This is a genomic window from Arthrobacter sp. NPDC058192, assembly GCF_042883665.1.
Classification (GTDB): Bacteria; Actinomycetota; Actinomycetes; order Actinomycetales; family Micrococcaceae; genus Arthrobacter.
On record NZ_JBHVVJ010000012.1, the window covers coordinates 1 to 18,843 of the forward strand.

Sequence of the window (18,843 nt, forward strand, 5' to 3'; positions counted from 1 at the left end):
GCCGGAACACCATTCAGGTCGAGGACCCCAACCACCAGGTTGGGGTCCTCCCGCATTTAACACCACAAGCCGCCCGGAAAACACCCCGGCACCAGACACGCTCCCTCACTTCGCGCCCACCCGGGCCGGACGCTCCCACACGTTGTGCACATCCGGGCCGGACGCTCCCTCACGTTGTGCACATCCGGGGGAGACGCTCCCTCACCTTCCGGCGTGACCGGCGGCCGGGAGGTGCGGGAGCCGTCAAAACCGCGGGAGCATCAGAAAGGAACCTGCCACAGCTGAGGGAGGGTCGCGGCCTGCGACGAGAGTTCCTGATTTGCCCAGGCGTTCTCTCACCGGAGACGGGAGCTGCGACCACGCAACCGTGCTGCATGATTCGCGAGCCATGGGTCCGGCCGGCCGGACAACTTTAAATGAGTCGGCCGGGCACGCTTTGGGCGTGCCCGGCCGTTCTTCAGGTGATTTAGGACCGCGTCTCAGCAAGAGCCGGGGCGGTCTCGACGCTGTGGGCTGGCGGTTGGGCGCGCCGGTTGAGCCACATTTCGAAGACGTCGCTGGTGTGCCATTCGTAGGAGGCGAGTACGGGTGTGCCGTTGATGTCGTAGTCGACCTCGTCGAAGTAGAGCAGCGGGACGCCGTCGCTGACCCGCAGCTGTGCGGCCTCCGGGGGTCCGGCGAGGACGGGGAGCAGTTTGGCCCGCCCGTTCCGGACGCCGTAGTTGAGGTTTTCAAGCATGTCGAACAGCGAGGCGCCCAGGTTGCCGCGGATTTCTTCCGGGACGATGGCCAGCGGCACGCGGTCCACGCTGTAGACGACGGGCCGGTCATCGGCGAACCGGACCCGTTCGACGACGACGACCTCGGCCCCGTGGTCCAGTTTGAGCCGAGCACGGTCGCCGTCGTCGGCGGGCTGGACGCGCTGGGAGATGATCCGGATGCTGGGGGTGAACCCGGCGGCCTGGATCATCGCGGTGTAGCTGACGTTCAGGTCCAGAGCGTGGCGCTGCGGCACCCGGGTGACGAAGGTTCCCTTGCCGTGGAGGCGGGAAAGGTACCCGGCGTCGATCAGTGCCCGGTAGCCCTCGCGGACTGTGGCCCGGCTGACGGCGAACTTGATGGACATTTCGTCTTCGTTGGGGAGTCGGTCGCCGACCACATACGTGCCGTTGCTGATGAGCTCCGTGAGTTCATCGCGAACCTGTTCTGCAAGATTTGGCCGGCGACCCGACATGGTGTCCTCCCTTTGACAATGAATCCAGTGTACTGGCGGTTGGGGGCGGGGGTTGGATCCGTCCGGGGTTAGACCCGGGCGTCGTCGTGCGCGAAGGCCAGCGCGGTGCGGACCTGGGACACGACGTCCTTTTCGCCGGGCAGCTTGCCGTCGAAGATGGCCGCGCCGATGGTGAAGCCCCACGCGCCGGCCTCGGCGAGTCCGCGGATCTGCGCCTCGGAGACGACCGAGCCGGCGGCGATGGTGGGACCGTCGACAACCTCCGCGACGGCGGCGGTCAGTTCCAGCGGGTCAACGGAGGCGTGGCGGTAGGCGAGCAGATCCACGCCGTGGACGCCGTCCATTTTGGAGAGTTCGGCGGCGTGCGCGGTGATCTCCTCGATGCTGCCCAGCAGTGCACTGGGGTGCCCGGCGACCCGGCCCGGGAAGGGGGCGAACTTGATTCCCGTGCCGGCGAGCTTTTCGATAGCTTCGGCGGCGAACTTGCCGCCGACGATCCAGTCCACGCCGGCGGCGATGGCGGCGTCGACGGAGTCCATCTCGTCGGCCTTGTCCACCGAGACGATCTCCAGGTAGACCACGAGGCCTGCGGCGTGCGCCGCGGCGGTCAGTTCGCGGGCCTTCTCGGCGGTGGCGCCGACATCCTTGAAGCCGATGTGACGCAGGCCGGTGTCTTTGACCTGCTCGAGGACCTCGAGGGCGTTGTCGACGGTGCGGTCGTTGTGGGTGAGCATGAAGATGAATTCAGACATTGTTCTTGTTCTTTCTGTGGGTGGGTGGTGCGTTTTGGGGGTTTGCGGGTGGTGCGTTTGGGTTGGTTTGGGGCTGTGGGGGATCGTTTCCCGGTCCCGTCAGGCCGCGATGAGGCCGCGGACGTCGTCGAGGACGTGGGTGGGGTGAATCGTCGAAGCGGCGAGATGCTCATCCGTCGTCGCCCCGGACATCACGAGGGCTGAAGCCATGCCGGCGTTCAGGCCCATGGCGACGTCCGTCAGCAGCCGGTCGCCGACCATGACAGCCTCGTTGGCGGGGACGCCGAGCCGGTCCAGGAAGGCATTGGCCATGTGGACGCTGGGCTTACCGACAATCGCCTCGGCCCGGCCGCCGCTGCAGGCCTCGACGGCGGCGAGCATGGCGGCGCAGTCCGGCAGGCCACCGTCCGGGGTGGGGCAGTACGGGTCGGGGTTCGTGGCGACGATGACTGCGCCGGCCTTGACCGCCTGGTAGGCCCGGGTCAGTTTGTCGTAGTCGAAGGTCCGGTCAAAGGACACGACCACGACGTCGGTCTCCAGGGGGTTTTCGGTCAGAGTGAACCCGGCGCGGCGCAGGGACTCGATGAGCACCGGTTCGCCCACGGCGAGGACCCGGGATCCGGGGTGACGCCCCGTGAGGTACAGGGTGAGCGCGTCCAGGGCCGAGATCACGTCGTCTGCAACGGCCGGGATGCCGAGCTTGGTCAGCTTCGCCGCGTAGTTCTCGGCGGTTTCGAGGGGCTTGTTGGTCACAAACACCACCCGGGCGCCGGAGTCACGCAGCGCTGCCACGACGGCGTCCGCACCTTCGATGAGGTCATCACCGAGGTAGAGCGTGCCGTCCAGGTCGAAGGCGTAGCCCCGGTACAGCGGGGTTGTCCCGGTCCGGGCCGCTTCTTTGGCGAGCAATTCAACGGGCATCTTTGCCCTCCTTCCGGCTCCTGAGAGCCTGTAATACCGGTCTAACGTTAGACGTCTAGCGACTCAAGTTCGTATTGGGGTTGTGGCGGAAATTCATTAGCGGGTTTTTGGGCTGCCTGGCGGGGGCTGCTGCAGGGGTGCAGTGGCCCCCGCCAGGCGGCCGGGGTGGTCAGGCTTCTTCGGTCAGGGCGTGCTCGGTCAGTGCCAGTTCTTCTTCGGCGGTGTAGTTGCCGACCCGCTTGCGGCCGACGGCGAAGTAGTAGGCCATGAACAGTGCCACCATGATCGCGGCGATGACGAACGCGAGCGGGAAGCTGACCAGGGCGGCGGGGATCAGGACCCCGGCCAGGACCAGGGCGATCCACATCGTCACGCGTCCACCGCGGGCCTTGTAGGGGCGGTGCAGTTCGGGGCGCTTCTTCCGCAGCACCAGGGCTGCGGCCATCATCAGCATGTAGGACACTGCTGCGACGAGCACCGAGAGGGTCACCAGGACCGGAATGGCGTCCGGGAGGATGGTGGCGCCGAGGACGACGAAGACGAAGCCGACCACGCCGGGGACGATGAGCGAGCCGATCGGGGCGTGATGCTTGTTGAGCTTGGACAGCCATGCCGGCAGGTAGCCTGCCCGGGACAGGGCGAAGGTCTGGCGCGAGTAGGCGATCACGATTGCGTGGAACGAGGCGACCAGGGCCGCGAGGCTGAAGCTGGCGATCACCGGAACGATCCAGGTCTGGGATCCCACGACGTTGGACAGGGCCACGGTCAGCGGGGCAGCGGCGCCGGGGAAGTCTGAACCGCCGACGCCTGCGGCGACCGTGAGCGTCCCGAGGCCGACCACGGCCAGCGTGAGGAAGGCCATGACCAGTGCCTTGGGGATGTCCTTGGCGGGGTTCTTGGTCTCTTCGGCGGCCATGGGAAGGCTCTCGATGGCGAAGAAAAACCAGGCGGCCAGCGGCAGGGTGGCCCAGAGGCCGCCGATGCCGTTCGGGAGGATGGCCCCGCCGGAGTAGGCGTTCAGGTTATCCAGCGACATCTTCGGAGCACCGATGGCCATGAAGACTACGAGGCCGATGACGGCGACGGCGGTGAACACGAACTCAACCTTCATCGAGTTCCCGGCGCCCAGGAGGTGGACCACCGTTGAGCCGATGTACAGGACCGCGGCGCTGACCAGGATCGGTACATCGGGGAAGAGGACCTGCACGTACGCGCCGACGGTCAGCGCCACCGCGACCGGGGCAAACACGAACTCGAGCAGGACGCTCACTCCGGCGAGGTATCCCCAGACCCGGCCGAGGGCCGTGCGGACGTAGGCGTAGGCTCCGCCGGCGTGGGGCACTGCCGCGGACAGTTCGCCGATCACGGTTGAGAGTCCTGCGTAGAGAAGGCCCATGATGGCAATCGCGATCAGATAGCCCCAGTAGCCGGTAAGCCCGAGGCCTGCGTTCCACCCGTAGTAGTCGCCGGAGATGACGGCGCCGACGCCGATGCCCCACAGCAGGAGAGGGCCGGCAACTTTGTGGAGTTTTTTCTTGCCCTCCGCCTGCACGGGGGAAAGTGTAGCTGTTTGTGACACGTACCTGCTCCTTTGCGGGTTGTATCGATTTGGTGGGAAAGCCCCATGGATTTCCGGTGGCATGCCGTGCTGGGTTGCTGTACCAGCAGGGCCGGGCGCCGGTGGTTCGTTGCCGGCGCCGGGCCGCCGCGGATGGCGGCAGGCCCGGCCTTTCTCGCGACGGCCTTGGCTGGGAGTTGCCGGGGAAGCGACGTTGCTTCCCCGGACCCTCTGGCCTCTGCCTGCCTGAGCGGCTTGTGTATTAAGCATAGCAAGTCGTTAGACGTCTAACAAGAAGATATTTTGGTGAATTTGCGGATACTGAAACCCGTGCTGGAAGACACGGGGTACGACAGGGACGGCCAAGTGCGGCGGGTGCCGCGGACAGGCGCCCAGGCCGCAATCCCGGTCCGCCAGGCGGTCCGGGATTGCAGCATGTGGCGAGGGTGGTTAGAGGCCGGCGCCGATCCGTTCTGCCTCAGCCAGTGCGGCCAAGACGTCGGTCATGGTCCATGCGCCAGTCAGGTAGGCGAGGTCGGCGATGTTGAAGCGGTTGCGCATCAGGTGGCAGTTCATGAGCGCCCAGATCACGTCGTCCTCTTTGCTGGGGTTTTCGAGTTCGGAGAACCTGGTGGGTGCGCCGGCGGCGCGCAGCGCCGCGACGATGGCTTCGGGTTCGCCAAGCAGGCCCGAGAGCACGTGGGCGTGCGCGGCCCAGGATTCGGCGGCGTCGCGGATTTTGGTGCCGGCGTCGACGGAGCGCAGGTGTTCGAGCTTCTTGGAATAGTCGGACCAGCACTCGTTGCTTGTGGCGCCGGCCTCGTCCATCCAGTCGAAGGCTTCCCGGACGGTGCGTTCGGCCTCGGCCGGGGACGGGAGCCGGAGATTACCGATGTTTCCGGTGCGGAGCCGCTCGTTCATCTTTCGCCACAGAATCGCGACAACAATGGTCGCGACGCCCACCTGGGCACCGTGGTGGGCGGTGTCTTTGCCGCGGGCGCTGTTGGCCATGTCCAGCATGTGGCTGATGACGTGTTCCATGCCGGAGGACGGGGAGGTCTGTCCCGCGACGCCCATCGAGATGCCGGACAGGGTCACGAACTTGGCCAGTGTGGCCAGGGACTCCGGGTCGGATGACCCTACGCCTTCGGCCAGTCCTAGCAGTTCGGCGCCGTGGCGGCGGGTCATCGTCGCGGCTTCGTCGGAGAAGCCGCGGTCCATATCGACCAGGGAGGACAGGTACCAGTCCGCGGGGGCGGTGAACATGGAAATCATGTCGCCGAGTCCGGAGCGGTTCAGCAGGGCCGGGGCGCCCTCGAGGACGGTGCTGTCCACAACAAGGGCGCTGGGCCAGCCGGAGTGGGCCGTGCGCTTCACGCCGTTGATCAGCAGCACTGACTGGTCGTCGGCGAAACCGTTCACCGAGGCGGCGCTTTGTACGACGACGTGTGGCCTGTCTCCCGCCGCGACCTTGCCTATGTCGCACAGCGTGCCGGAGCCGATTGTGACAATGACGTCCGCGCCGGCGCAGCCCGCGGTGGCATCGCTGACGGTACGCTCGTCTGCGTGGACGTGGCCGGGCAGGGTAACGGCGGTAACGGTGCCGAGGGTTTCGAGGAGGCCGGCGACTGCGGGCTTGAGGAACATGCCGGAGCCGGTGGTGTACTCGTCCTCGTCGGTGAGGAGTGCGATGGTGTTGTGTTCGGGCAGTGCGGCGACGATGTCCCGGACGGAGTCGAGCACCTCGGGGCCGATGACGACCCGGTCGAGGCCGACCAGCGGGTGCGTGAGGTAGTGGTCGAGGTCAGACGAGAGCGTCATGGCGTGATTCCTTCTGGGAGATTGATTCGACGGCGTCGAAGAGGGAGCGGTAGTCCTGGTAGGCCGATTCGAGGGCCTCGGCGTGAGCCGGTTGGGGATCAATGGTGGTGGGGTCAAGCTCGACAACGGCGTCGACGGCTGTTTCGAGGCTGCGGAAGATGCCGGCGGCAACGGCGGCGAGTAGTGCCCCACCCGTTGCGCTGGTCTCTTCGGTCAGCACCTTCTGGATCGGGGTGCCGCAGAGGGTCGCCTTGGCCGAAAGCCACAGCGAGCTGCGGCATCCGCCGCCCACGACCCGGACCGACTGGGCCAGGCCCAGGGCGTCGATCCGGTCGTAGATGTCCCGGAACGCGAAGCAGTTCGCCTCGATGATTGCCCGAGCCAGGTCGGCGGAGTCGTGATTCATGGACAGGCCGGAAAACGTCCCGCGCAGGGAGTCGTTCCACCGCGGTGCCATCGATCCGGTCAGAGCCGGGATGAAGCGGACACCGCGCGCACCAGGTTGTGACTGGGCGGCCCGGTCGAAGAATTCCTGCTGGCTGATGCCCAGCACGTTCTTGGCGAACCACAACGTGTTGCCGCCGGCGACGAATCCGGGGTTCTCGATCAGGTAGCTGCCGTCAACCGCGTGCGCATGCGTTTCGACGAGTTTTGTCTCATCGAAGACGGGAACGCTGCTCGAGACACCGACCGGCTCGGCCGTGCCGAGGATATCGACGACCACCCCGGAGCGAACGCCCCCGGCGCCCAGGCAGGCAGCGTGGTCATCGCCCGTGCTGACCACGACCGCGCAGTTTGTGGACAGGCCGAGCGCATCAGCGGCTTCTGCAGTCAGGTTGCCCGCGACGTCGGTGGCGCGGCCAATCTCCGGCAATTTTGCCCGGTCCAGCCCGGCCGCGTCGATGAGTTCATCGCTCCAGTCGCGGGCGACGACGTCGTACAGCAGGGATGACGACGAGTTGGCGTGGTCCTGGATGGAGCGGCCGGTCATCCATGCGACAGCGTAGCCGCCAACTGACGGCAGAGACGCGGCCTGACGGTAGACCTCGGGCTCATTGTCAGCCAGCCACATGATTTTGGGCGCAGTGTGCGAAGCATCGAGGTTCAGTCCTGTTCGGGCGAACAGCCGATCCGGATGGATGGCATTCCCGAGCCGGGCAACCTGGTCCGTGGCACGCCGGTCAAGCCAAATGATCGCCGACCGCAGCGGGCGCAGGTGCCTGTCTATGGGAACCACCCCATCCACCTGGCTCGACAGTCCGAGGTGTGTTACTTCGGCCGGATTTACACCGGTCCTGGCGAGCACGGCACGCACACTTGCGGCAATGCCGTTCCGGTAGTGCGCGGGGTCCTGCTCTGCCCAGCCGCTGTGCGGGTGCTGCATTGCGTAGCCGCTGTTTGCTGTTGCGACGATATCGCCCTCCGGCGACATGAGCACCGCCTTGGCGCTCTGCGAGCCAAGGTCGCAGCCGATTACATATCCCATGAAATACTCCTTTGTATCCCAGTGGCCTTCCCCCAGAGCCATCTCCATCTGCGTAAGTCGTCAGACGTCTAATAACTATGGTAAGAGCGCGTGCCATGATCGTCAACTCATCGATTCGCCCAGCCGGATCAGGCCGCCTGAAGGGAGTGGCAGGGCCATCACTGTCCGGTACATTTCCCTGAACCGACGGCGTTCTCGGGACTCCGTGGCGGTCAATTAGCGAAGCGGGCTGCCGTGCCCGCGGCAGTTGGCCGCGCCCCAACGCTTCCGAGGGACCCGCGCATCCCGCGCCCCAACGCTTCCGAGGGACCCGCGCATCCCGCGGCAGGGGCGTTGTGAGTCTCGCCACCGACCGGGGCCAGCGGCCGTTGCCGTTAGCCGGTGCCGGGTTGCTCGCCTAGAATTGGGGGAGATGTACGGACTTCGAAGCGCTTGTTTTCGGGTTGCGTAGGAAACGAAACACGGAACAGAGCGGCTGCGATTGCGCCAGTGGTCAGCTCTCAACAGGAGGAATCCCAGCATGGCTGAGCACAATGATGGCAACCGCGGCGGCAAGGCCCGCGACAACTCTGGCGGACGTGGTTCCGGTGGAGCCCCATTCCGCGGCACGAGCAACTCTGGCGGCGATCCCCGCGGGTTCCGTTCCAGGGAAGACCGTGACCGCAAGCCGTATGGTGACCGTGCTCCGCGCGAGGGCGGGGATCAGCGTGGTTTCGGCGGCAGCGAGCGTAAGCCGTACAGCGGTGGCGGCGAGCGTAAGCCGTATGGTGATCGTGCCCCGCGTGAAGGTGGCGGCCAACGCAGCTTCGGTGGCGACAGCCGCCCGTCTTATGGTGACCGCAAGCCGTACAGCGGCGGCGGCGATCGTGACCGTAAGCCGTATGGTGATCGTGCCCCGCGTGAAGGTGGCGGCCAGCGCAGCTTCGGCGGCAGCGAACGCAAGCCGTACAGCGGTGGCAGCGAGCGTAAGCCGTATGGTGATCGTGCCCCGCGTGAAGGTGGCGGCCAGCGCAGCTTCGGTGGCGACAGCCGCCCGTCTTATGGTGACCGTAAGCCGTACAGCGGCGGCGGCGATCGTGACCGTAAGCCGTATGGTGACCGTGCCCCGCGTGAAGGTGGCGGCCAGCGCAGCTTCGGTGGCGGCGATCGCAAGCCGTACAGCGGTGGCGACAGCCGCCCGTCCTATGGTGACCGTAAGCCGTATGGTGATCGTGGTCCGCGTGAGGGCGGCGAGCGTCGTAGCTTCAGCGGCGGCGACCGTGATCGCAAGCCGTACAGCGGCGGTGACAACCGCAAGCCGTTCGGCAACCGTGAGGACCGTCCGGCACGCGGCTTCGACCGTGGCGAAGCAGGTCCGCGCCAATTCGGACGCGACCGCCCCGAGGACCGGCCCGTGCGCGTGCCGAACGCCCGCGATCTTCGCAGCGCCAACCGTCCCGACCGCGAGCGTTCGCCCCAGATCGAGGAGGATGTCACCGGCAAGGAGCTCGACCGCGCCACGCAGCACCAGATCAAGACGCTCGAAGGCACCAGCGCCGAATGGGTTGCACGCCACCTGGTCATGGCAGGGCGGCTTCTGGACGAGGAGCCGGAGCTGGCCTTCCAGCATGCCTTGGCAGCCAGCCGCCGTGGCGGACGGCTCGCGGCCGTCCGCGAAGCTGTCGGTCTGACCGCCTATGCGGCCGGTCACTTCGGTGAAGCACTCCGGGAATTCCGTACCTACCGCCGAATCAGCGGCTCCAACATGCACCTGCCAGTCATGGCTGACTGCGAGCGGGGCCTTGGCCGCCCGGACCGGGCACTGGACATGGCCCGGTCCGAGGAAGCCAAGGATCTTGACGCCCCGGGCAAGGTGGAACTGGCCATCGTTGCCGCCGGAGCCCGAACCGACCTCGGGCAGCTGGATGCCGCGGTGTCGGAGTTGGAGATCCCGCAGCTGGACATCAACCGCGCCTTTTCCTACAGCCCTCGGTTGTTCCGCGCCTACGCTGATGCCCTGACGGCCGCCGGACGCGAACCCGAAGCCGCCAAATGGCAGCGGCAGGCCGGCGTCGCGGAAAACGCACTTGGCCTCGGGGAAGAAGAGGAACCGGACATCATCGACCTCGGCTGGGACGAGGAAGAAGAAGCGCGCGAGGAAGAGCGGCAGCGCCAGCTTCGCGCCCAGCAGGCCGCCGACACGCAGGCCGGGATGGACCACGGCGCACCGCGCGCCGCAGACGCTGCAGCTGCGGAAATCTCCGGTCCCGCCGGAGCGCGGAACGGCGTGAACCCGATCGACGAAGGTTCCGATGACGCAGAGGCGGACCACTTCGAGTCCGACGACGCCGAGTCGGACGAGGATTCCCTGGAAGCCGACGTTCTCGACGGAGCCGACGGCGAGACCAACGAGGCGGACGGGGAAGCCGGCGAGGAGCCGGACACGGAAACGGAACACGAACCTGTCGACGACTCAGAGCTCGCCGGGCGTGACCGGGTCGAGGACTAGTCGCGTGAGCGGAGCTGCACTGATCTCAACCTTTGATGCCCTGCTTTCCGATCTGGACGGCGTGGTCTACGCCGGCGCCCACGCCATTCCTGGCGCCGTGGAGTCGTTGCGCCGGCTCGCCGACGTCGGCGTAGGACTGGGTTATGTCACCAACAACGCCTCCCGCTCGCCGGCACAGGTCGCGCAGCACCTGCGCGAGCTCGGCGCCCCCGCCGAGGACAGCCAGGTAGTGAGTTCCTCGCAGGCTGCGGCGGCGCTGCTGGCCTCCCTGCTCCCGGCCGGAGCGCACGTGCTCATCACGGGAAGTGCCGCCCTGGCCCAGGAAATTGAGCTGGTCGGCCTGGTTCCCGTCCACAGCGCGGCGGAGAACCCTGTCGCCGTTGTGCAGGGCTTCAGCCCGGATATTGGCTGGAAGGACCTGGCCGAGGCGACGTACGTCGTCACGGGAGGCGCCCTGTGGGTGGCGACGAACACGGACATGTCCATTCCCCAGGCGCGTGGAATCGCCCCGGGCAACGGGACGCTGGTGGCAGCCGTGGCGGCAGCAACCGGTAAGACCCCGATCGTGGCCGGCAAGCCGGAAGCACCGCTGTTCCACACCGCGGCCAAGCGGCTGGCCGCCGACCGGCCGCTCGTCGTCGGCGACCGCCTGGACACCGACATCCTGGGCGGCAACAACGCCGGCTTCGCCACGGTGGCCGTGCTGACCGGAGTGGACACAAGGGAGTCGATCCTCGCCGCCCGGACGGTGGAGCGACCCGATTTCCTCATCCACGACCTGACGGCCCTGTACGCACCGTACCCGGCAGTGGAGCACGACGACGGGCGGTTCCGCAGCGGTACGGCCTCGGCGATCGTCCGCGGACAGTCCGTCCACATCAGGGGCGACCCCGCCGATCTCGATTCGTGGCGTGCCGCCTGTTCGGCCTGGTGGGCCGCGAACCCCGAGACGGTCACTCCGCTGGCTCCGGACCTCGAGTGGCTCGATCACTAGACTGGACTCATGACCGAGCTAAACCAGGAGCCCCGCACGGAGCCCAGCGTCGATCCTGAGCCGTTGCCGCGCGAGCAATTGGATCACGCATCCGGACCCGAAGGGCCGCCGGAGGCCGCTGAAGAAGCACCGCCACTGGCGGCCGGCGTCGACTGGCCCGCACTGCAGGCGCAGAGCCAGGCCCACGGCCAGGACCGGACCGTCAGCGCCGTGCTGGACCGCCTCGCGGCCGTGCGGCTCACGCCGGTGTCCGGCCACGGCGAAGTCTATGCGGGCATGCACGATGCGCTGCTGGAGGCCCTGAATGAAGACGTGGCCTCCCACGCCGGCCCGGCGCGCCGTATCCATGCCGCGGGGGACGGGGGAGCGTGAGCCGGCTTGACCAGGCCCTCGTCAGCCGCGGGCTGGCCAGGTCCCGCACCCACGCCGCCCGCCTCATTTCCGAGGGCAAGGTGAGCTCCGGCGGCGAGGTCCTCGCCAAGGCCTCCCTGCAGATTCCGGACGGCACCGCGCTGGACGTGGCAGCCTCAGCCGAGGACGGCTACGTCAGCCGTGCGGGGCACAAGCTGGCCGGGGCGCTGGATGCCTTTCCCGCCGTCGACGTCGCCGGCAAGCGCTGCCTCGACGCAGGCGCCTCGACCGGCGGGTTCACCGATGTGCTGCTCCGCCGCGGTGCCGCACACGTGGTCGCCGTCGATGTCGGGCACGGCCAGCTGGTCCCGGAGATCCGGCACGACGCCAGGGTCTCCGTCCATGAAGGCCTCAACGTCCGGTACATGACGCCGGCGGGGATCGGCGGACAGGCCGCGCTGACCGTGGCGGACCTGTCCTTCATCTCGCTGACCCTCGTGGTGGCACCGCTCGCCGCCTGCACCGGGCCAGGCGGCGACCTTGTGCTCATGGTCAAGCCGCAGTTCGAGATCGGCAAGGACCGGCTGGGCCGGACCGGCGTGGTGACCTCGGAGCGGGAACGCCGGCTCGCGGTCGGCAAGGTGGCTGCCGCCGCCGTTGACGCGGGGCTGGAACTGAAAGGCCTCGCCCAAAGCCCGCTGCCTGGCCAGGACGGCAATGTCGAGTACTTCCTGTGGATTAAACGCCCGATGTCGGAAGTCCCGCCTAAGATCGAGGAGCGGGACGCAGCGGTTGCTGCGTTGCTCGGAACAATCTGGCCGAACCACTAGTACCACCAGAAGGCGGAACCTGATGAGCAGGCGTGTCCTCATCCTTGCCCACACGGGACGCGAGGAGTCCCTCAAAGCTGCCTGGGAGGCCTGCGCCCTCCTGTACGGATCCGGCCTGATCCCCGTGATGCAGGAGACCGAGCTCGGGGACATGGTCCGTTTCTTCGGCCAGCTCGACCACCCAGTCGAGGTCCTGCACGACCACGTGCAGCTGCCCGACGTCGAACTGGTCATGGTGCTCGGCGGCGACGGCACGATCCTCCGCGCCGCCGAGCTCGTCCGGGAAGTCGACGTGCCGATGCTCGGCGTCAATCTCGGCCACGTGGGATTCCTGGCCGAGAGCGAGCGTGCAGACCTCGCGCAGACCGTCGAGTGGGTCGCCAGCCGTGAATACACGGTGGAGGAGCGGATGACGATCGACGTCCAGGTGTGGGTCCGGGGCCAGAAAATCTGGCATACCTGGGCCCTGAACGAGGCCGCGATCGAAAAGGCCAACCGGGAACGGATGCTCGAGGTGGTCACCGAAGTCGACGAACGCCCGCTGACCTCCTTCGGCTGCGACGGCGTGGTTCTGGCCACGCCCACGGGCTCCACCGCTTACGCCTTTTCTGCCGGTGGCCCCGTAGTTTGGCCCGAGGTCGAAGCCCTGGTGATCGTGCCCATCAGCGCCCACGCCCTCTTCGCAAAGCCGCTGGTCGTCTCGCCCCGGTCCAGGCTCGCCGTCGAGATCCTCAACCGGACCGATGCCCAAGGCGTCCTGTGGTGCGACGGCCGGCGGTCCGTGGATCTGCCGCCCGGTGCACGCGTCGAAGTGACCCGCTCGGCGACGCCCGTGCGGCTGGCCAGGACGCACCAGACACCGTTCTCGGGCCGGCTGGTGCGAAAGTTCCAGCTCCCGATCCAAGGCTGGCGCGGCCCCATGCCGCAGGCCGAGACCATCCACACCGGACCCATCCCGATCATCCGCACGCCGCGGCCCATGCCGCCGCTGCCCTCGCCGCGCGACGCGGAACCCGGTGACACGCCCGATTCCTCGCCCGATCCCTCAACCGGGAAGTGAAGCATGCTTGAAGAACTGAGAATCCGCGACCTCGGCGTCATCACCGACGCCACCCTGCCGCTGGGCCCGGGCCTCAGCGTGGTGACCGGCGAAACCGGCGCCGGCAAGACCATGGTGGTCACCGCCGTCGGCCTGCTCCTTGGCGCCAGGTCCGACGCCGGCGCCGTCCGCAGCGGCGCGAAGAGCGCATCGGCCGAGGCGGTGCTGAAGCTCGACGCCGGGCACGCCGCCGTCGCGCGGTCCCGTGAGGCCGGCGCGGATGTTGAGGAGTTCGACGGCGGCGCTGAACTGCTGCTGGCCCGCAGCGTCGGCGCTGACGGCCGCAGCCGCGCCTACCTTGGCGGGCGGGCAGCACCTGTCGGCGTGCTCGCCGAAATCGGCGAAACCCTCGTGGTGGTGCACGGGCAATCGGACCAGATCCGGCTCAAGAGCCCGGTGGCGCAGCGCGGCGCCCTGGACAAGTTCGCGGGGGAGAGCCTGGCGGGAACACTGTCCGCATACCAGGAGTTGTACGCCCACTGGAACGCCAGCCAGGCCGAACTCGACGGACTGCGCAGCGCCGCGCGCGAACGCCTCCGCGAGGCTGAGTCGCTGCAGGCGGCCCTGGCCGAGATTGACGCCGTCGACCCGCAGCCGGGGGAGGACGAGGCCCTCAAGGCCGAGGCCGTGAAGCTGGCCAACGTGGAGGAACTGCGGATCGCGGCCAGCACCGCGCACCAGGCGCTCATTGCCGAGGACTTTGGCGAAGAAGCAGATGCCACCACCCTGGTGGACGCCGCCAAGCGCACGCTGGAGCACGTTGCCGAACACGACGAGGAACTGGGCTCGGCCGCGGCCCGCCTGGCCGAGGTGGGATTCCTGCTCAACGACATCGCCGCGGAGCTCGCCAGCTACCAGGCCGCCCTGGACACCGAGGGCCCGGAACGGCTCGCCGAGATCGAGGAGCGCCGGGCCGCGCTGGCCAAACTGGTCCGCAAGTACGCGCCAAGCATCGACGAGGTGCTGGTCTGGGCCGAGGAAGCCCGGGCCCGGCACGATGAGCTGCAGGACGACTCCACCCGGATCGAATCCCTGGACGCCGAGGTCGCCCGTGCCGAGGCCGGGCTCCGGAAGCAGGCCGCCGCCATCAGCAAAGCGCGCACGAAGGCGGCGAAGGACCTCTCCGCCCGGGTCAGTGCAGAGCTGACCGCCCTGGCCATGGCGGACGCCACCCTGGTCATCAACGTGGAACCCTCGGGACAGCTGGGACCGTTCGGCGCCGACGAAATCTCGTTCCTGCTCCAGCCGCACTCCGGTGCCCCGGCCCGGCCGCTGGGCAAGGGCGCCTCCGGCGGTGAACTCTCCCGCGTCATGCTTGCCATCGAAGTGGTGCTGGCCGCCGTCGACCCCGTCCCGACCTTCGTCTTCGACGAGGTCGATGCCGGTGTCGGCGGCCGCGCCGCCGTCGAAATCGGCCGCCGGCTGGCGATGCTGGCCCGGCACGTCCAGGTTCTCGTGGTCACCCACCTGCCACAGGTGGCAGCCTTCGCGAACCAGCACATCCGCGTCACCAAGACGTCCGTCCGCGGCGCCGACGGCGCCACCGCCACGGGCTTCACCTCCAGCGACGTGCAGCTGCTGGACGAGGCCGAGCGCGTCCGCGAGCTGGCCCGCATGCTGGCGGGCCAGGAGGACTCGGATTCCGCCCGGGCCCACGCCCAGGAACTGCTGGACGACGCCAAGCTCCTGCCGCAGGCCTAAGGACAACAATCTCACCGGTATTCCGGCAAAGAACGCGTGGAAGGCGGAAATGATGATAAGCTCAAACCCCGTGGTGCAGCGATCAAACTCTCGTGTAAATTCCCGGTTTCCGGGCTCGTCCAAGACGACCAAACACATCTTCGTCACCGGTGGTGTAGCGTCCTCGCTCGGTAAGGGACTGACGGCTTCGAGCCTCGGTCACCTCCTGCGGGCCCGCGGTCTGTCTGTAACAATGCAAAAGCTCGATCCCTATCTCAATGTCGATCCGGGCACGATGAACCCCTTCCAGCACGGCGAAGTCTTCGTCACTGACGACGGCGCCGAGACGGACCTGGACATCGGCCACTACGAGCGTTTCCTCGATGAAAACCTCGAAGGCTCGGCCAACGTCACAACCGGTCAGGTCTACTCGACGGTCATCGCCAAGGAACGCCGGGGCGAATACCTCGGCGACACGGTCCAGGTCATCCCTCACATCACCGATGAGATCAAGCGCCGCATGCGGCTGCCCGCCGAGGGCAAAAACGCACCCGACGTCATCATCACCGAAATCGGCGGAACCGTGGGCGATATCGAATCCCAGCCGTTCCTCGAATCCGCCCGGCAGGTCCGCCAGGACATCGGCCGTGGCAACGTTTTCTTCGCGCACGTCTCCCTGGTGCCGTACATCGGGCCGTCGCAGGAACTGAAAACCAAGCCCACGCAGCACTCCGTGGCCGCGCTGCGCTCCATCGGTATCCAGCCCGAAGCGATCGTGATCCGATCGGACCGCGAAGTGCCGGAGGCCATGCGCGCCAAGATCGGCCGGATGTGCGACGTCGACATTGAAGCCGTCATCGGCTGCCCGGACGCGCCCAGCATCTACGACATCCCCAAGACCCTGCACACCCAGGGCCTGGACTCGTACATCGTCCGCGCCCTGGACCTGCCGTTCAAGGACGTTGACTGGACCAGCTGGGACAGGCTCCTCGAGGCCGTCCACAACCCCAAGCACGAGGTTGAGGTTGCCCTGGTGGGCAAGTACATCGACCTCCCGGACGCCTACCTGTCGGTCACCGAGGCCCTGCGCGCCGGCGGCTTCGCCAATGACACCAAGGTCAAGATCCGCTGGGTCCCCTCGGACGAATGCGAAACGCGCGAGGGCGCAGTGCAGTCCCTCGACGGCGTCGACGCCGTCTGCGTCCCGGGTGGCTTCGGCATCCGCGGCCTCGAAGGCAAGCTCGGCGCGCTGAAGTACGCCCGCGAAATCAAACTCCCGGTCCTGGGCCTGTGCCTGGGCCTGCAGTGCATGGTGATCGAGTACGCCCGCAATGTCGTCGGCCTCGAAGGCGCCTCCTCCTCCGAGTTCGATCCGGAATCGAAGTATCCGGTCATCGCCACGATGGAAGAGCAGCTCGAATTCGTTGAGGGCCGCGGCGACCTTGGCGGAACCATGCGCCTGGGTCTCTACGAAGCCAAGCTGGACGAAGGCTCCGTCGTTGCCGAAACCTACGGCGCGACGACGGTCAGCGAACGCCACCGGCACCGCTACGAGGTCAACAACAAGTACCGCGGGCAGATTGCCGCCAAGGGCCTGTCCTTCTCGGGCACGTCGCCCGACGGCAAGCTGGTGGAGTACGTCGAACTTCCCCGCGAGGTGCACCCGTACTACGTCGCCACGCAGGCCCACCCCGAGCTCAGCTCGCGCCCCACGCGCCCGCACCCGCTGTTCGCCGGCTTGGTCAAGGCGGCCCTGCAGCACCAGCGCGACGCCGACGCCGCACCGGCCAGCCGTGCCAAGCCGGCGGCTCCGGCCGCTGACGCCGAGCCGTCGTCCGCAGCTGTGTCGAAGTAATTTCCAACTAAATCAAAGGACGGCGCGATGCCCGGTAAGTCTGAGACCCACAATGCTGCACGGCAGGTTTCGGATGAACCGAGCCCGCGCCGTCTTTTGTCGTCCCGGAAGGTGTACGAGGGCCGCATCTGGGATGTGGTCAGCGACAGTTTCCAGCTCAATAACGACGGCGATGCCCTGGTCCGGGACTACATCCAGCACCCCGGCGCCGTCGCGGTTTTGCCGATGAACGACGCCGGCGAGGTGCTGCTGATCAAGCAGTACCGGCACCCGGTCGCCATGGATCTTTGGGAGATCCCGGCCGGGCTGCTCGACGTCGAAGGCGAAGATTTCGTGGTCGGCGCGGCCCGCGAGTTGGCTGAGGAAGCAGACCTCGTGGCAGAGCGCTGGAACGTGCTGGTCGACTTCTTCAACTCCCCGGGATCCTCCAGCGAGGCCATCCGCATCTACCTGGCCCGCGGCCTCACCGACGTGCCTGGACACGAACGGCATATCCGCACCGACGAAGAGGCGGAAATCGAGCTGCACTGGACCCCGCTCGACGCCGCGGTTCGGGCAGTGCTGGAGGGCCGCCTCCACAACCCGTCCGCCGTCGTCGGCATCCTTGCGGCCGCAGCGGCGCAGGCGGACAACTTCCAAGGCCTCCGCCCGGCCGATGCGCCGTGGCCGGAACATCCCAGCCAGCGCCGATGACCGATGCGCTGACTGCCGCGCTTCCGGCCCCCGCGCAACCGCCGGCCCCCGCGCCAGTGGAGGCAGCCGCTCCCGGAAGCCGGCCCACCCGGCCACCCACAGCGATAGACCGCGCAATTACTGACTACTTGCAGCACATGGGGGTGGAACGGGGGCTCGCGACCAACACCCTCTCCGCCTACCGGCGGGACCTGGCCCGTTATGCCAGGCACCTCATGCACACAGGCCGGGAACGCCCGGACGAGATCACCCGGCATGATGTCACCGGTTTCGTCCGGGCCCTCTCCGACGGGTCCGACGGCGGCTCCGCCCTGGGCATCCGCTCCGCCGCCCGCACGGTGGTGGCCGTGCGCGGACTCCACAAATTCTGGGCGCTCGAAGGGGTCACGCCGACCGACCCGGCCAGCGATGTCCACCCGCCGATGCCCGGCAAACGCCTGCCGAAGGCCATCAGCGTCGATGAGGTGACAAGGATTCTTGAGGCCGCCGGCACCGACACCGCGGCCGGCCTCCGCGACCGGGCGCTGCTCGAGTTCCTGTACTCCACAGGCGCCCGAATCAGCGAGGCCGTGGGCCTGGACGTGGACGACATCTCGCTGCAGGCCGCGGGCCAGGGGGACCCGGAGGCCGGAACAAGCGACGGCCCCGCGATCGTCCGGCTCTTCGGCAAGGGCTCCAAGGAACGCCTCGTTCCGCTGGGATCCTACGGGGCGCGGGCCCTCGATGCCTACCTCGTCCGCGGCCGGCCCCTGCTGGCCGCCAAGGGCAAGGGCACCCCCGCCCTGTTCCTCAACGCCCGCGGCGGCAGGATCAGCCGGCAAAGCGCGTGGACCATCCTTAAGACCGCGGCCGAGAAGGCCAACATCACCAAGGACGTTTCACCGCACACCCTGCGGCATTCCTTCGCCACCCACCTGCTGGAGGGCGGCGCCGACGTCCGGGTGGTCCAGGAACTGCTGGGACACGCCTCCGTGACCACCACTCAGGTGTATACCCAGGTAACGGCCGATACATTGCGGGAGATCTACGCCGCCGCGCACCCTCGGGCCCTCGGCTAAGCCGCATTTCGCCGGTTCCGGCA

16 protein-coding genes are annotated in these 18,843 nt (G+C 67.7%); 9 read left to right on the plus strand and 7 right to left on the minus strand.

Annotated features, from left to right (window positions below; translation table 11 throughout):
- Nucleotides 1-466: 466 nt before the first annotated feature.
- The 7 genes from ACFVVK_RS12930 to ACFVVK_RS12960 all read right to left on the minus strand — a co-directional run bounded on the left by ACFVVK_RS12930 (nt 467) and on the right by ACFVVK_RS12960 (nt 9,135).
- On the minus strand, nt 467-1,234 hold the full coding sequence (locus tag ACFVVK_RS12930; RefSeq protein ID WP_390267258.1) for a GntR family transcriptional regulator: 768 nt from the start codon (nt 1,232-1,234) through the stop codon (nt 467-469).
- Nucleotides 1,235-1,302: 68 nt separating this feature from the next.
- Nucleotides 1,303-1,986 carry a hypothetical protein gene (locus tag ACFVVK_RS12935; protein ID WP_390267261.1) on the minus strand — a complete coding sequence of 228 codons (684 nt, stop codon included), beginning with the start codon at nt 1,984-1,986 and terminating at the stop codon, nt 1,303-1,305.
- 99 nt (nt 1,987-2,085) lie between these two features.
- Entirely contained in the window at nt 2,086-2,907 is an 822-nt protein-coding gene (locus ACFVVK_RS12940) for an HAD-IIA family hydrolase (RefSeq protein ID WP_390267264.1), read from the minus strand.
- Between the two features lie 169 nt (nt 2,908-3,076).
- Nucleotides 3,077-4,486 carry an ethanolamine permease gene (gene eat, locus ACFVVK_RS12945; protein ID WP_390267267.1) on the minus strand — a complete coding sequence of 470 codons (1,410 nt, stop codon included), beginning with the start codon at nt 4,484-4,486 and terminating at the stop codon, nt 3,077-3,079.
- 429 nt (nt 4,487-4,915) lie between these two features.
- Nucleotides 4,916-6,286 (minus strand): iron-containing alcohol dehydrogenase, encoded by a 1,371-nt coding sequence (locus tag ACFVVK_RS12950; RefSeq protein WP_390267270.1) that lies wholly within the window; start codon nt 6,284-6,286, stop codon nt 4,916-4,918.
- On the minus strand, nt 6,270-7,772 hold the full coding sequence (locus ACFVVK_RS12955; protein WP_390267273.1) for an FGGY-family carbohydrate kinase: 1,503 nt from the start codon (nt 7,770-7,772) through the stop codon (nt 6,270-6,272). Before ACFVVK_RS12955 ends, ACFVVK_RS12950 begins: the two co-directional genes overlap by 17 nt.
- A 493-nt stretch (nt 7,773-8,265) precedes the next feature.
- Nucleotides 8,266-9,135 carry a hypothetical protein gene (locus tag ACFVVK_RS12960; protein ID WP_390267276.1) on the minus strand — a complete coding sequence of 290 codons (870 nt, stop codon included), beginning with the start codon at nt 9,133-9,135 and terminating at the stop codon, nt 8,266-8,268.
- Between the two features lie 30 nt (nt 9,136-9,165).
- Between ACFVVK_RS12960 and ACFVVK_RS12965 the strand changes: the two genes are divergently transcribed.
- The 9 genes from ACFVVK_RS12965 to xerD are packed head-to-tail and all read left to right on the plus strand — an operon-like array spanning nt 9,166 to nt 18,820.
- Entirely contained in the window at nt 9,166-10,260 is a 1,095-nt protein-coding gene (locus ACFVVK_RS12965; protein WP_390267279.1) for a hypothetical protein, read from the plus strand.
- 4 nt (nt 10,261-10,264) lie between these two features.
- Entirely contained in the window at nt 10,265-11,254 is a 990-nt protein-coding gene (locus tag ACFVVK_RS12970; protein ID WP_390267282.1) for an HAD-IIA family hydrolase, read from the plus strand.
- 9 nt (nt 11,255-11,263) lie between these two features.
- Nucleotides 11,264-11,626 (plus strand): hypothetical protein, encoded by a 363-nt coding sequence (locus tag ACFVVK_RS12975; RefSeq protein WP_390267285.1) that lies wholly within the window; start codon nt 11,264-11,266, stop codon nt 11,624-11,626.
- A complete protein-coding gene (locus ACFVVK_RS12980) occupies nt 11,623-12,435 on the plus strand; it encodes a TlyA family RNA methyltransferase (RefSeq protein WP_390267288.1) in 813 nt (270 codons plus the stop codon). Before ACFVVK_RS12975 ends, ACFVVK_RS12980 begins: the two co-directional genes overlap by 4 nt.
- Before the next feature lie 22 nt (nt 12,436-12,457).
- Nucleotides 12,458-13,495 (plus strand): NAD kinase, encoded by a 1,038-nt coding sequence (locus ACFVVK_RS12985; RefSeq protein WP_390267291.1) that lies wholly within the window; start codon nt 12,458-12,460, stop codon nt 13,493-13,495.
- 3 nt (nt 13,496-13,498) lie between these two features.
- Complete coding sequence (recN, locus tag ACFVVK_RS12990) at nt 13,499-15,235, plus strand: DNA repair protein RecN (RefSeq protein ID WP_390267294.1); 1,737 nt, start codon at nt 13,499-13,501, stop codon at nt 15,233-15,235.
- 52 nt (nt 15,236-15,287) lie between these two features.
- The gene (locus tag ACFVVK_RS12995) at nt 15,288-17,069 is read left to right on the plus strand and encodes a CTP synthase (protein ID WP_390267664.1); all 1,782 of its coding nucleotides are present in this window, start codon (nt 15,288-15,290) and stop codon (nt 17,067-17,069) included.
- Nucleotides 17,070-17,096: 27 nt separating this feature from the next.
- Complete coding sequence (locus ACFVVK_RS13000) at nt 17,097-17,762, plus strand: NUDIX domain-containing protein (RefSeq protein WP_390267297.1); 666 nt, start codon at nt 17,097-17,099, stop codon at nt 17,760-17,762.
- Nucleotides 17,759-18,820 (plus strand): site-specific tyrosine recombinase XerD, encoded by a 1,062-nt coding sequence (gene xerD, locus ACFVVK_RS13005; protein WP_390267300.1) that lies wholly within the window; start codon nt 17,759-17,761, stop codon nt 18,818-18,820. The genes ACFVVK_RS13000 and xerD overlap by 4 nt, the downstream gene beginning before the upstream one ends.
- Nucleotides 18,821-18,843 lie beyond the last annotated feature (23 nt).

Bases quoted from the DNA above. Each gene is read 5' to 3' on its own strand.
- ACFVVK_RS13000 (WP_390267297.1), top strand. From the start codon at position 17,097: ATGCCCGGTAAGTCTGAGACCCACAATGCTGCACGGCAGGTTTCGGAT.
- ACFVVK_RS12975 (WP_390267285.1), top strand. From the start codon at position 11,264: ATGACCGAGCTAAACCAGGAGCCCCGCACGGAGCCCAGCGTCGATCCT.
- ACFVVK_RS12995 (WP_390267664.1), top strand. From the start codon at position 15,288: ATGATAAGCTCAAACCCCGTGGTGCAGCGATCAAACTCTCGTGTAAAT.
- ACFVVK_RS12985 (WP_390267291.1), top strand. From the start codon at position 12,458: ATGAGCAGGCGTGTCCTCATCCTTGCCCACACGGGACGCGAGGAGTCC.
- xerD (WP_390267300.1), top strand. From the start codon at position 17,759: ATGACCGATGCGCTGACTGCCGCGCTTCCGGCCCCCGCGCAACCGCCG.
- ACFVVK_RS12950 (WP_390267270.1), bottom strand. From the start codon at position 6,286: ATGACGCTCTCGTCTGACCTCGACCACTACCTCACGCACCCGCTGGTC.
- ACFVVK_RS12935 (WP_390267261.1), bottom strand. From the start codon at position 1,986: ATGTCTGAATTCATCTTCATGCTCACCCACAACGACCGCACCGTCGAC.
- ACFVVK_RS12955 (WP_390267273.1), bottom strand. From the start codon at position 7,772: ATGGGATATGTAATCGGCTGCGACCTTGGCTCGCAGAGCGCCAAGGCG.
- recN (WP_390267294.1), top strand. From the start codon at position 13,499: ATGCTTGAAGAACTGAGAATCCGCGACCTCGGCGTCATCACCGACGCC.
- ACFVVK_RS12940 (WP_390267264.1), bottom strand. From the start codon at position 2,907: ATGCCCGTTGAATTGCTCGCCAAAGAAGCGGCCCGGACCGGGACAACC.
- ACFVVK_RS12930 (WP_390267258.1), bottom strand. From the start codon at position 1,234: ATGTCGGGTCGCCGGCCAAATCTTGCAGAACAGGTTCGCGATGAACTC.